The organism is Streptomyces sp. 8N114, from assembly GCF_052245835.1.
In the GTDB taxonomy this organism is placed as follows: domain Bacteria; phylum Actinomycetota; class Actinomycetes; order Streptomycetales; family Streptomycetaceae; genus Streptomyces.
On sequence record NZ_JBQQBT010000005.1, the window covers coordinates 357,203 to 369,587 of the forward strand.

A 12,385-nucleotide genomic window follows, 5' to 3' on the forward strand; every position below is an offset into this window, starting at 1 on the left:
CGCGCAACCACGACATCGAGGGTCCGGCGGCCTCCAGGACGGCCACAACCACAACGTCCGGCCTCAGGTCTCGTTCGCGGCCTTCTGCTCGATCTGCCGAGAGAGGTACAGCGACTCTCCCAGCTTGTCGACCAGGTCGAGCTGGGTGTCCAGGTAGTCGATGTGGTGCTCTTCGTCCGCGAGGATGTCCTCGAAGATGTTGGCGGACGTGATGTCGCCCTTGTTCCGCATCAGATCGATGCCGCGCTTCAGCCGGTCGATCGCCTCCACCTCGATCTGCCGGTCCGCCCGGAACATCTCGGTGACGGTCTGGCCGACCCGCACATGGAAGAGCCGCTGGTAGTTCGGCAGCCCCTCCAGGAAGAGGATGCGGTCGGTGAGCCGCTCCGCGTGCCGCATTTCGTCGAAGGACTCGGCGCGGGTGTACTCGGCGAGCTTGGTCCAGCCGAAGTGCTCCTGCATCTTCGCGTGCAGGAAGTACTGGTTGATGGCGGTCAGCTCGGCGGTGAGCTGCTCGTTGAGGAACTCGATGACCTCGGGGTCGCCCTGCATGGTGGCGGGCTCCTTCCAGGGGCATGACGCATGTATCGGGCAGGTGCGCACGTGGCGCAGGGTGCGCGTGGAGCGCAATCGCGCATCCTGTCACCGCCCACCGGCTCGGTCCAGTAAGTGCACGCTTACCGGGTGTGCCCGTATTTGCTGTTGTGAGCGGTGACGGCATCTCCGGCGAGTACCCGCTCGGGGGGTGGTCAAGACCAGGGGCCGGGGTCTGTCACCATGGGGGCATGGGTCAGCCGCAAAGCCGCGAAGGGGAGCAACCGGAGCTTCCGCCCGGGCAGCGGCTTCAGCGTGGGTGGCCCGTCACGCACTACGGCCCGGTACCCAAGTTCCGCCGGGAGCGGTGGGACTTCCGGGTCTTCGGCGCCACGGCGGACGGCGAAAAGCACTGCTGGAACCATGAGCAGTTCTCCGCGCTGCCGTACCGGACCGTGGTCGCCGATCTGCACTGCGTCGCGAAGTTCAGCATGCTGGGTGCCGAGTGGGGCGGCGTACTCGCCCGCACGATCCTCGAACTGGCGCCGCCCGCGCCCGACGTCACCCATGTGATGGTGTGGGCGGAGTACGGCTTCAGCTCGAACCTGCGGCTGTCGGACTTCACATCCGAAAAGACGGTCTTCGCCACGCACCGGGCCGGTGAACTGCTCACCGCGGAGCACGGCTTCCCCGTCCGCCTCGTCGTGCCCCACCTGTACGCGTGGAAGGGCCCCAAGTGGGTCCGGGGCATCGAGTACATGACGGCGGACCGCCGGGGCTTCTGGGAGGAGCGCGGCTACCACAACATCGGCGACCCCTGGAAGGAACAGCGCTACTCCTACCAGGAGGAGCCGGGGGACGGTCCGGAGCTGTAGCTGCCCCGCCCGCCCCCCCCGTCCCGTCAGTGGTACTGGTGCACCACCGCGTGGCCCTTGCCCGCGGCGATCAGCCGGCGGTTGACCGGCGTGGTGACCACGAAGGCGACGGCGAAGGCCACCGCGAGGGCGCCCCAGAACAGCCCCGTGTCCAGATGCGCGTCCATCGCGCCGGGGACCAGCAGGATGACGCCGTTGTCGACCAGTTCCATGATCAGGATGGAGACCGTGTCGGCGGCGAGGGCGACCTTGAACGCCGTACGCAGGTCGAGGCCGGCGCGTACCACCGCGTACATCGTGAAGCTGTAGCCGAAGGCGAACGCCAGGACGATGGCCAGTGCCATGGTGGGTGCGTTGTGCCAGGCCAGGGCCGTACCGATCACCATGCCCAGAATCTCGCCCAGTGCGCAGCCGACGAGGCAGTGCAGGGTGGCCTTGGCGGCCATGGCCCAGGAGACGGAGCCGTGGTCACCGTGCTGGTGGGCTTCAGGTCCGCCGTGATGCTCGTGCTCGTGCTGAGCGTGGGCGGAGTCGTGCCGGCTGTGCTGGGTCATGGGACACCTCGTCGTGAAGCAGAGCGGATCGTGCCGTCGCACATTCGTAACGCTATACCCCTGAGGGGTATTCCGCCAACGGCCGTGCGCGGTTCCCAGTGCCCGTGCGCCTTCAGCGGTCCCGCAGTTTCTTCAGCATCGCCACGTCCGCTGCGTGTCCCTCCTTGCGGCCCGGGGTCTCGATCACCAGCGGTACGCCCGCCGTCAGCGGATGGGCCAGCAGTTCGGCGAACGGCTCGGTTCCTATGTGACCGGCGCCGATGTTCGCGTGCCGGTCCTTGTGTGCGCCGGCCACGTCCTTGGAGTCGTTGGCGTGGATCAGCCGCAGCCGTCCCGGGCCGGTCACCGACACCAGCTCCTCGAGGGTGCGCCCCACCCCGCCGGGCGCGGCCAGGTCGTGTCCCGCGGCGAAGACATGGCAGGTGTCGAGGCAGACGCCGAGCTTCGGATGGTGCTCCAGCGCCTCGAAGTACGGGCCCAGCTCGTGCATTTGGGAACAGAGCGAGGCGCCCTGCCCGGCGGTCGGCTCCAGCAGCAGCCAGGGATCGTCGTCGTGGGTCAGCTCTTCCAGCAGCGGCATCATCAATGTGCGCGCCTGGGCGAGCGCCACCGACCGGGACCGGCCACCGGTCGCCGCGCCGGTGTGGACGACGACGCCCAGCGCGCCGATGGCCCGCCCGCGCCGCAGCGAATGCCGCAGCGAGAGCACGGACTTGGTGGCCGTTTCCTCGGTGTGCGAGCCGAAATTGATCAGATAGGGGGCGTGAACGTAAGCGGGAAGTCCACGCTCCGCGCATACGGTGCGGAATTCGGCGTCCTGGTCCGGATTTCCGGCCGACGTCGCCCAGCCGCGCGGATTCGCGACGAATACCTGAAGTGCTTCGGCGCCGATATCGGCGGCGTAGGAAATGCCAGTGGCGGCCAGGCCCCCGGCTACGGGAACATGGCCGCCAATGGGATTACGCATGCGCTGCGTCTCGTTCGTGGTCACACCACTCAGTATGCAGAGTTGACGTTGTCCATCGAACCGTACCGGTCCGCCGCGTAGTTGCAGGCGGCGACGATGTTCGCGACCGGGTCGTACTGGTCGTACGCGGTCCCCTCGACGTGGTAGGCGTCGAAGGTCGGCTTGATCACCTGGAGCAGGCCCTTGGAGGGCACGCCGTTGATGGCGTTGATGTCCCAGTTGTTGATGGCGCGCGGGTTGCCGCCGGACTCGCGGATGATGTTGCGCTTGATGCCCTCGTAGGAGCCGGGGATGCCGTGCTTGGCCATGATGGCGCGGGCCTCACGGATCCAGCCGTCCAGGTTGTTCGGGTAGCTGGGCGCGGCGGCGCGCTGCTTGGAGCGGTTCGCCGCGGCCTTGACCGCACGCTCCTTCGCCGCTGCTGCCTCGGCCTTCTCCTGGGCCGCGGCCTTGGCGGCCCGCTTCTGGGCATCGGCCTTTATCGCGGCAGCCGCCTCGTCGGTGCTGGTGAAGCTCTTGGCGGTGGTGGTGGCGTCCTTGACGCTGGCCACCTGCTTTGCCTCGGCGGGCACCTTCACCAGGGACTGCTGCTGGGCGGTGAGGTCCTTGCCCTGCTTGGGCAGCACGGAGGAGTGGGAGCTGAACGCGACGCTCTCGGCGGTGACCTTCTTGGCAGCGGCCTGGCCGGAGTCACCATGCGCCGCCGTGCTGGGGAGCACCGTCACGGCGAGGGTCGCGGCGCCCACCGCACCGAGACCGATGGCGGAGAACTTCCTGGCCTTGGGGCTGAGACTGAGACTGGAGATGCTGGGCATAAGGCAGTGCGGACCTTTCATCGCTGGCGTCGTGTCGCAGAGGCGGGGAGCCGGGGAGAAACGCCGAGTGCTGTTTCGGCGCCGTGCGACGACCGCAATTGTTAAAGGGCCGGTTTTGCGAAATCAAAGGTGTGACGTACTACCCGAATTCGTTGCCGGAAGTCACACCGACCGCCGTTTTATGCACTGCTTTCCAGGTCGAGCGGCGGATTCCTTTCCACTACTCCATTTCGTAGGTGATGTGCGTCCTATGGGTGGGGTCACATGCCGCGAGTATGGGCACCACTGCCCGTGACGGGATATGCGCACCAAGTCGGACATTGGCCCCACACGGGGTGAGCAGCCCGCTACACAGCAGAAGCCCCGCGAAGGCCGGCGGACCGGCTCTCGCGGGGCTGGGCGCTGCAAGGGCGCAGGGGCAGAGGCGGGGTCCGGCTCAGCGGAGCCAGATCGTGACCTCCGAGCCCCGGGGCGCCTTCTCGCCGCTGTCGGGGGACTGGTTGAAGACGGTGTCGCCGAAGAAGATGCGGCGTACGTTCACCTGGAAGCCCGCCTGTTCCAGCTTCGAGGTGGCCTCGTCCTCGCTGCTGTCCTCCACGTCCGGCACCTCGACCATGTCGGGGCCCTTGGAGACCGTCAGCGTCACCGTGTCGCCCTTCGCGGCCCTGGTGCCGTCGGTGGGGGACTGGCGGGCGATGGTGCCCTTGTCGTGCTCGGAGTGGACCCGCTCGGAGGCGATACGGACCTTCAGGCCCGCCTCCTTCAGCTCGTCCGTGGCGTCGCTCTGGTCGTCACCGACCACATCGGGCACCTCCACGGGCGCGCCCTTGGAGACCGTGAGCGCCACCGCCGCGCCCGGCCTGCGCTTGCTGCCCGGCGCGGGGTCGGTGGCGATGACGGAGCCCTGCGCGGTCTCCTGGTCGAACCGTCGCTTGACCGTCCCCGGCTCCAGACCGGCGTCCTTGAGCTTGCGGCGGGCGTCCGAGAGCGGCGTGCCCTTCAGATCGGGGATCTTCACCACATGGGGACCGCGCGAGACGGTCAGGGTGACGCTGCCCGTCTTGCGGACGCGCTCGCCCGGCTTCGGGTCGCTGCTGATGACATGGCCGCGCTTGACCCGCTCGCTGTAGTCCTGCTCCACCTTGACGTCGAGCCCGGCGTCCGACAGCGTCTTCGTCGCCTTGGACTGCGGCTGGTCCAGCACGGCAGGCGTCTGGATGAACTGCCCGGAATTGACGTACCAGACGCCCGCCCCTACCAGCGCCACCAGCAGCACGCCCAGCGTCACCAGCACCCAGCGCGGCTGGAGCGCACGCCTGCGCGGGGCCCCGTCGACCGGTCCGCCAACGCCGCCCGGCGGAGCCCCCGGCGGCTCCGCCGGGGGAGTGCTCAGCAGCGCCGTGCGGTCCATCGGCTCCGCGTCCGGCACCGGGCCGGTGGCCGCGGTCCCCACCGGGCGCGGGATCACATAGGTGTCGGCCTCGGTCTGCGAGGCGGCGCTCGCGCTCGCGGAGTGCGCTGCCGCGGCGACGTTCTCCACGCTCTCCGCGGCGCTCTCCGCGGGAGCGATGCCGACCGGTGCGGCGCCGTCTTCCTTGGCCTGCGGCGGTACCGCGTCCAGCTCCGCGTCGGTCAGCCCCGCGCGGGCCGTCCGCACCTCCGAGAGGAGCGCGACCGCGTCCTCGGGGCGCTGCTCGGGCGCCCGCGCCGTCGCCCGCGCGACCAGGGCGTCCAGCGCCGCCGCCATTCCCGGCACCGCCGCGGAGGGGGCCGGCATGTCCTTGTTCAGATGCTGGTAGAGCACCTGCGCGGGGGAGGCCCCCGAGTGCGGTTTGGCTCCGGTCAGCATCTCGTAGAGCATCACGCCGCACGCGTAGAGGTCCGTGCGTGTGGTGGCCGTGCCGTCCTCGATCTGCTCCGGCGCCAGGTACGAGACGGTGCCCAGGATCGAGTCCGTCGTCGCGGACGTCTGGCTGTCCACAGCGCGTACGAGCCCGAAGTCGGCGACCTTCACCCGGCCGTCGTCTCCTATCAGCACGTTCTCCGGCTTCACGTCCCGGTGCACGAGACCGGCACGGTGCGCGGCGCCCAGCGCGGCCAGGACGGGCTCCAGGATGTCGAGCGCGGCGCGGGGGCGCAGGGCGCCCCTGTCGCGCAGGACGTCGCGGAGTGTGCAGCCCTCCACGTACTCCATCGCGAGATAGACGTACGTGCCGTCCGTGCCCTGGTCGAAGACCCCGACCACGTTGGGGTGCGCGAGGCGCGCGGCGGACTTGGCCTCCCGGATGAAGCGGGTCACGAACGTGTCGTCCGCCGAGAGGGAGGTGTGCATCACCTTCAGGGCCAGCACGCGGTCCAGGCGGGTGTCCATGGCGCGGTACACCGTCGCCATGCCGCCGACGGCCACCCGGGCGTCGACGCGGTACCGGCCATCGAGAACCTGGCCCACCAGGGGGTCCTTGAGGGTGGTGTCCATTGCGCAGAGTGTACGAGGGGGCTGCGTCGGCTTGGTCGTGTGGTTGCGGGTTGCGGGCGATCTGGAGCCGAACAGTGACACGCCGCGGGTGGGGCCCTCAGCTATCGGAAGGCCGGGCGTTCGGGGTCCAGCACGGGGACTCCCTCGCTGGGCGAGGACGCCTCCGCGAAGTGGCGGCGGGGGATGCGGCCCGCGCGGAAGGCGAGACGCCCCGCCTCGACCGCATGGCGCATGCCCTCGGCCATGAGCACGGGCTCCTGAGCGCGGGTGACCGCGGAAGCCAGCATCACCGCGGCGCAGCCCAGCTCCATGGCGAGGGCCACATCGGAGGCCGTACCCGCGCCCGCGTCCAGGATCACCGGCACCCCGGCCCGCTCGGTGATGAGCTGGAAGTTGTGCGGGTTGCGGATGCCCAGGCCGGAGCCGATGGGGGAGCCGAGCGGCATGATGGCGGCGCACCCCACATCCTCCAGCTTCCGGGCGAGCACGGGGTCGTCGTTGGTGTACGGCAGCACGGTGAAGCCGTCGTCGACCAGCGTCTCGGCGGCGTCGAGCAGCTCGACGGGGTCGGGCAGCAGGGTGCGCTCGTCGGCGATGACCTCCAGCTTCACCCAGTCGGTGCCGAGGGCTTCGCGGGCGAGCCGCGCGGTGAGCACGGCCTCGCCGGCGGTGTAGCACCCGGCGGTGTTCGGCAGCACGCGGATGCCGTGCTTGTCGAGTACGGAGAGCACGGAGCCGCTCACGGAGGGGTCCAGCCGCCGCATGGCGACCGTCGTCAGCTCTGTGCCGGAGGCCAGCAGGGCGCGTTCCAGGACGTCGAGGCTGGGCGCGCCGCCGGTGCCCATGATCAGGCGCGCGGTGAAGGTGGTGTCGCCAATGGTCAGCGGATCGTCGGCCATCGCTGGGCTCAGCCTCCCTGGACTGCGGTGAGAACTTCGACGCGGTCTCCCTCGCCGAGCGGGGTGGCGGCCCAGCTGCTCCGGGGGACGACGTCCTCGTTGAGCGCCGCGGCCACGCCCGAGGGTGCGGTGGTCAGGGTGGCCACGAGCTGGTCGAGGGTGAGCCCGGCGGTCACCTGGCGGGGCTCGCCGTTGACGGAGACGGTCAGCGTCCTGGTGGTGGAGGTCATACGGGCTGCTCCTGGAGCGCACGGGGGCGGGAGGAGGCGAAGCGCTGTGGGGTGAAGGGGCGGGCCGGCTCGGGCAGCGCGCCCGTGGTCAGCAGTTCGGCCAGCACCTCGCCGGTGACGGGGGTGAGGAGTACGCCGTGCCGGTAGTGGCCGGTGGCCAGATGGAGCCCGGCCAGCGTGGTGGGGCCGAGCAGCGGCGCGTTGTCGGGGGAGCCGGGACGCAGCCCGGCGCGGGTCTCGGCCAGCGGCAGCTCGGTGACGCCGGGCACCAGTTCGTGCGCGTCCCGCAGCAGCTCGTAGACGCCGCCCGCGGTGACCGTGGTGTCCCAGCCGAGCTCCTCGCTGGTGGCGCCCACCACCAGCTCGCCGTCCTCGCGCGGCACCAGATAGAGGGGACCGCCGCGGACGACGGCGCGGACCGTACGGGAGAGGAAGGCGCCGTGCCGGGTGGCGGGCGGCATCCGCAGCCGCAGGACCTGGCCCTTCACCGGGCGGACCGGCGGTGCCACCTCCGGGGGCAGGCCCTCCAGCGTGCCGCTGTGGGAGCCCAGCGCGAGAACTGTCTGCCCGGCGTGCAGTTCCGTGCCGTCCTCGAGAGTGGCGCCCAGGGCGCGGTCCCGCGAGGTGAGCAGCCGCAGCGCGCGGGAGCGGTGGAAGGCGACTCCCGCGCGTTCGCAGGCGTCCAGCAGCGCTGTCGCCAGTCGGCGCGGGTCGATCTGGTGGTCGCCGTCCACGCGGGCTCCGCCGCGTACGGAAGGCGCCAGCATCGGCTCCAGGCGGCGGCACTCGCGGCCGGTCAGCCACTGGGACTCCAGCCCGCACCGCTGCTGGAGCGCATGCAGCTCGCGCAGATGGGCGCGGTCGTCGGCGTCGAGCGCGACCGCGAGGGTGCCGCAGGCCCGGTAGCCGGTCTCCAGCCCTGTGGCGTCCTCCAGTTCGGCGACGAAGTCCGGATAGCGCGCCGCCGAGGCGAGGTTGAGCTCCAGCAGCGTCTCCTCGCCGTAGTGCAGCTCGGTGACGGCCGCGAGCATGCCTGCCGCCACCCGTGCGGCGCCGCCGCCGGGCTCCGGGTCGACGACGGTGACCGCCAGGCCGCGCCCTGCGGCGCGCCAGGCGGTGACCAGGCCGATGAGGCCGCCGCCCAGGACGAGCACATCGGGACTCGGATGGGCTGCTGCCGGAATTGCCGTGCCGCGCATGGGCGCTGCTGCTCCCTTCGCCGGAATGACCCGGATCAGGTTCGGACGGTCGGAGGCCGCCGCAGCCTCCCTCTCAGCCCAGTGCGTCCGGGCTCCCGCGTATGCCGTAACTACCGCACCCACCCTACTGCGGTGCGCGCGAGCCGGGTAAGGGCCATCGGTGCGCTCAGGGACGCTCCACCGGCGGGCCTACGACCGGTGACCGATGGTCGCACGACTCGACCGGCATACAGTGATCGTGTGAGTGACAGTCAGAAACAGCAGCGGATCGTGATCGTGGGCGCCGGGATGGCCGGCGTGCAGACCGCCGTGCAGCTGCGCGAACAGGGCTGGCCCGGTTCCGTGCGGCTCATCGGGGCCGAGCCGCACGCGCCGTACGACAGGCCGCCGCTGTCCAAGGCCGTGCTGCTCGGTACGGGGGAGGCGGAGGCGCCGCTCTTCGAGATCGACTTCGCCGGGCTCGGCATCGAGCTGGAGCTGGGAAGAACCGTCACCGGTCTGAGCGGTGACGAACGGCTGGTGGTCACCGACGCGGGGCCCGTCCACTACGACCGCCTCGTGCTGGCGACCGGCGCCGAACCGGTCACCCTGCCCGGCAGCGAGGGGGTGCCCGGCGTCCACATGCTGCGCACCCTGGACGATGCGCGGCGGCTGCGCCCGGTGCTGGCCGAGCGGGGCCGGATCGTGGTGGTCGGCGCCGGCTGGATCGGTGCGGAGTTCGCGACGGCGGCGCGCGAGCGGGGCTGCGAGGTCACCGTCGTGGAAGCCGCTCGGACACCGCTGCCCGGCGCGCTCCCGGCGCAGGTCACCGAGCCGATGCGGGCCTGGTACGCGGAGGCCGGGGCGACGCTGCGCACCGGGGTGGCCGTCGAGGCGGTCGAGCGCGGCGAGGTGCTGCTCGCCGACGGTACGCGGCTGGCGGCCGACGCGGTGCTGGTCGGGATCGGGGCCCGCCCCGCGACCGGCTGGCTGCGCGGCTGTGGCGTCGACCTCGCCCCCGACGGTTCCGTGGCCGCCGACGCCCGGCTGCGCGCCTCGGTCCACGGCAGCCATGTGTCCGGCATCTACGCCGTGGGCGACTGCGCCTCCTTCCCGTCGGCTCGCTACGGCGAGCGGCTGCTGATCCACCACTGGGACAACGCGCTGCAGGGCCCCCGTACGGTCGCGGCTAACCTGTTGGCCGAGGGGCACGCCGACGGGGAGGCCGACAGCGTCGCCTACGACCCGGTGCCCTACTTCTGGTCCGAGCAGTTCGGCCGCTTCGTGCAGTACATCGGCCACCACGGTCCGGGCGACGAACTGGTGTGGCGCGGCTCTCCGGAGGGCGCCGCCTGGAGCGTGTGCTGGCTGCGCGGGGAGCGGCTGGCCGCGCTGCTGGCCGTCGGCCGTCCGCGCGATCTCGCGCAGGGCCGCAAGCTGATTCAGCAGGGTACGGCCGTGAACCCGGCGCTGGTCCGCGACGCGGCCGTGGCGTTGAAGCAGGCGGCGCGGTAGTGGCCGCCGGTCCCAGATGGCAGTCTGGAACCCGTGACCGAGATTGACGCAAAGACCGATGCTCTCGTCCCCGCCTGGCTCACCCTTCCCGACGTCGCCGAGAAGCTCGGCGTCGAAGTGACCCGGGTACGGCAGCTCGTGAAGGAAGGCCAGCTGCTCGCCGTACGGCGGGAAGCGGAGTCCGGAAACAAGGTGCTCCAGGTTCCGGCCGCCTTCATCGGTGAGGGCCGGATCGTGAAGGGCCTGGCGGGCACCATCACGCTCCTGAAGGACGACGGCTTCAGCGACGAAGAGATGCTCGAATGGCTGTTCACCGAGGACGAGTCCCTGCCCGGCTCGCCCGTGACGGCCCTGCGGGAGAACCGGGGCACGGAGGTCAAGCGCCGCGCCCAGGCACTCGCCGTCTGACGCCGCCGCCCGGGTCCGGCCCCGGGCACAGCAGAAGAACCACCGCTGAAGAACACGACACCACCGGGTGCGTGGGCCCGCTCGCGGGTCCACGCACCCCCTCATGGGGGGAACCACCGCACCATGTCCCGCAGCACCGCCCCGTCCGCCGCGTCCACCGGCTCCGCCCCGTCTGCCGAAGCGCGGAAGCGGCTCGCCGGCGCACGGCTGTATCTGTGCACCGACGCCCGGAAGGAGCAGGGCGACCTGCCCGAGTTCCTGGACGCGGTACTGGCGAACGGTGTGGATGTCGTCCAGCTGCGCGACAAGGGCATGGAGGCCGCGGAGGAACTGGCTCAGCTGGCCGTCTTCGCCGACGCCTGCCGCCGGCACGGAGCGCTGCTCGCCGTCAACGACCGCGCGGACGTGGCCCACGCCGCCGGCTCCGATGTGCTCCACCTCGGCCAGGGTGATCTGCCGGTCCCCGCCGCCCGCGCGCTGCTCGGCGAGGAGGTGCTGATCGGCCGCTCCACCCACTCCGCGGCCGAGGCGGACGCGGCGCTGGCCGAGCCCGGCGTCGACTACTTCTGCACCGGTCCGTGCTGGCCGACGCCGACAAAGCCGGGCCGCCCCGCACCGGGGCTGGATCTCGTCCGTCACACCGCCGCCCGTACCGTCGCGAATCCGGCGGCACGGCCGTGGTTCGCCATCGGGGGGATCGACGCGGACAACCTGGACCAGGTGCTGGAGGCCGGGGCCCGCCGGGTGGTGGTGGTCCGGGCGCTCACCCGGGCCGACGACCCGGGGGCTGCAGCCGCCTCGCTGGCGGAGCGGCTGCGGGAGGCGGCCGAGGGCGATCCGTACCTCTCCGTGCAGTGAGCCGGCCGTTCCTGTAGCACGGGGTGGCCGCCTGTCCAACAGGTGGACATCGGCCATCCGGGAACCGGACAGATCATCCCTTAACGTGTCAGCGTCGAGCCGCTCTACAGGTCAGGCCGCTAGCCTGCATCCATGGCCATCGGTATCTCAGCTCCCAGGACAGACCGTCCGCCGACTGTGCGTGATCTGCTCGCGAGCGGAGAGCAGTCCTTCTCCTTCGAATTCTTCGCGCCGAAGACCGAGAAGGGAGAGCGGACCCTGTGGGACGCGCTGCGGCGCATCGAGGCGGTGTCCCCGACCTTCGTGTCCGTCACCTACGGCGCGGGTGGCTCCTCGCGTGAGGGCACGGTCCGCAACACCGAGCGCATCGCCACCGAGACCACACTGACCCCGGTCGCGCACCTCACCGCCGTCAACCACTCGCGGGCCGAGCTGCGCAACGTCATCGGGCAGTACGCGGACGCGGGCATCCGCAACGTGCTCGCGCTGCGCGGCGACCCGCCCGGCGACCCGCTGGGGGAGTGGGTCAAGCACCCCAACGGGATCAACTACGCCTCCGAACTCGTCGAGCTGATCAAGGAGTCCGGCGACTTCTGCGTCGGCGTGGCGGCCTTTCCCGAGATGCACCCGCGCTCCACCGACTGGGAAAGCGACGTCCGGCACTTCGTGAACAAGTGCAAAGCCGGTGCCGATTACGCGATCACCCAGATGTTCTTCCGGGCCGAGGACTATCTGCGGCTGCGCGACAAGGTCGCCGCGGCAGGCTGTCACACGCCCATCATCCCGGAGATCATGCCCGTCACGAACGTGAAGCAACTCGAGCGGTTCGCGCAGCTGAGCAACGCCACCCTGCCGACCGAGATGATCGAGCGCCTCCACGCGGTCCAGGACGATCCGGCAGCGGTACGCTCGGTCGGAATCGAGTACGCCACAGACTTGTGTGCGAGGCTGATGGCCGAAGGCGTCCCGGGGCTGCACTTCATCACGCTCAACCACTCCACGGCGACGCTGGAGATCCACCAGAATCTCGGCCTTCGGGAGAGGGCTAACCTGGGCCTTCGCAAGGGGGCTTGAGC

General features: G+C 70.9%; 13 protein-coding genes and 1 riboswitch. Of the genes, 5 read left to right on the top strand and 8 right to left on the bottom strand.

Annotated elements, in window-relative coordinates:
- Positions 1-63: 63 nt before the first annotated feature.
- Positions 64-552 carry a bacterioferritin gene (gene bfr, locus ACTWQF_RS14450; RefSeq protein WP_443247071.1) on the bottom strand — a complete coding sequence of 163 codons (489 nt, stop codon included), beginning with the start codon at positions 550-552 and terminating at the stop codon, positions 64-66.
- Between the two features lie 233 nt (positions 553-785).
- Here bfr and ACTWQF_RS14455 point away from each other — a divergent pair, with 233 nt between their 5' ends.
- Positions 786-1,409 carry a sulfite oxidase-like oxidoreductase gene (locus ACTWQF_RS14455; protein ID WP_443279754.1) on the top strand — a complete coding sequence of 208 codons (624 nt, stop codon included), beginning with the start codon at positions 786-788 and terminating at the stop codon, positions 1,407-1,409.
- 26 nt (positions 1,410-1,435) lie between these two features.
- On the opposite strand, the gene ACTWQF_RS14460 is transcribed toward ACTWQF_RS14455, so the two are convergent.
- The 7 genes from ACTWQF_RS14460 to thiO form a co-directional block, all read right to left on the bottom strand.
- Positions 1,436-1,963, bottom strand: a complete 528-nt coding sequence (locus ACTWQF_RS14460; protein WP_443279755.1) for a DUF4396 domain-containing protein — start codon at positions 1,961-1,963, stop codon at positions 1,436-1,438.
- 112 nt (positions 1,964-2,075) lie between these two features.
- Positions 2,076-2,930, bottom strand: a complete 855-nt coding sequence (locus ACTWQF_RS14465; protein ID WP_443279851.1) for a deoxyribonuclease IV — start codon at positions 2,928-2,930, stop codon at positions 2,076-2,078.
- A 29-nt stretch (positions 2,931-2,959) separates the two neighbouring features.
- On the bottom strand, positions 2,960-3,745 hold the full coding sequence (locus tag ACTWQF_RS14470; RefSeq protein ID WP_443279756.1) for a transglycosylase SLT domain-containing protein: 786 nt from the start codon (positions 3,743-3,745) through the stop codon (positions 2,960-2,962).
- 436 nt (positions 3,746-4,181) lie between these two features.
- Positions 4,182-6,221 carry a Stk1 family PASTA domain-containing Ser/Thr kinase gene (pknB, locus tag ACTWQF_RS14475; RefSeq protein WP_443279757.1) on the bottom strand — a complete coding sequence of 680 codons (2,040 nt, stop codon included), beginning with the start codon at positions 6,219-6,221 and terminating at the stop codon, positions 4,182-4,184.
- A gap of 101 nt (positions 6,222-6,322) precedes the next feature.
- Entirely contained in the window at positions 6,323-7,120 is a 798-nt protein-coding gene (locus ACTWQF_RS14480) for a thiazole synthase (RefSeq protein ID WP_443279758.1), read from the bottom strand.
- An 8-nt stretch (positions 7,121-7,128) separates the two neighbouring features.
- Positions 7,129-7,350, bottom strand: coding sequence for a sulfur carrier protein ThiS (thiS, locus tag ACTWQF_RS14485; protein ID WP_443279759.1), 222 nt, complete (start codon positions 7,348-7,350; stop codon positions 7,129-7,131).
- Complete coding sequence (thiO, locus tag ACTWQF_RS14490) at positions 7,347-8,549, bottom strand: glycine oxidase ThiO (RefSeq protein WP_443279760.1); 1,203 nt, start codon at positions 8,547-8,549, stop codon at positions 7,347-7,349. The genes thiS and thiO overlap by 4 nt, the downstream gene beginning before the upstream one ends.
- A riboswitch (TPP riboswitch) is annotated at positions 8,545-8,658 on the bottom strand. It overlaps the preceding gene by 5 nt.
- Positions 8,659-8,837: 179 nt before the next feature.
- Between thiO and ACTWQF_RS14495 the strand changes: the two genes are divergently transcribed.
- The 4 genes from ACTWQF_RS14495 (at position 8,838) to metF (ending at position 12,383) form a co-directional block, all read left to right on the top strand.
- Entirely contained in the window at positions 8,838-10,043 is a 1,206-nt protein-coding gene (locus tag ACTWQF_RS14495; RefSeq protein ID WP_443279852.1) for an NAD(P)/FAD-dependent oxidoreductase, read from the top strand.
- Between the two features lie 33 nt (positions 10,044-10,076).
- A complete protein-coding gene (locus ACTWQF_RS14500; protein WP_443279761.1) occupies positions 10,077-10,451 on the top strand; it encodes an Rv2175c family DNA-binding protein in 375 nt (124 codons plus the stop codon).
- A 123-nt stretch (positions 10,452-10,574) separates the two neighbouring features.
- Positions 10,575-11,309 (top strand): thiamine phosphate synthase, encoded by a 735-nt coding sequence (gene thiE / locus ACTWQF_RS14505; protein ID WP_443279762.1) that lies wholly within the window; start codon positions 10,575-10,577, stop codon positions 11,307-11,309.
- Between the two features lie 132 nt (positions 11,310-11,441).
- Positions 11,442-12,383, top strand: coding sequence for a methylenetetrahydrofolate reductase [NAD(P)H] (metF, locus tag ACTWQF_RS14510; protein ID WP_443279763.1), 942 nt, complete (start codon positions 11,442-11,444; stop codon positions 12,381-12,383).
- Positions 12,384-12,385: the final 2 nt, after the last annotated feature.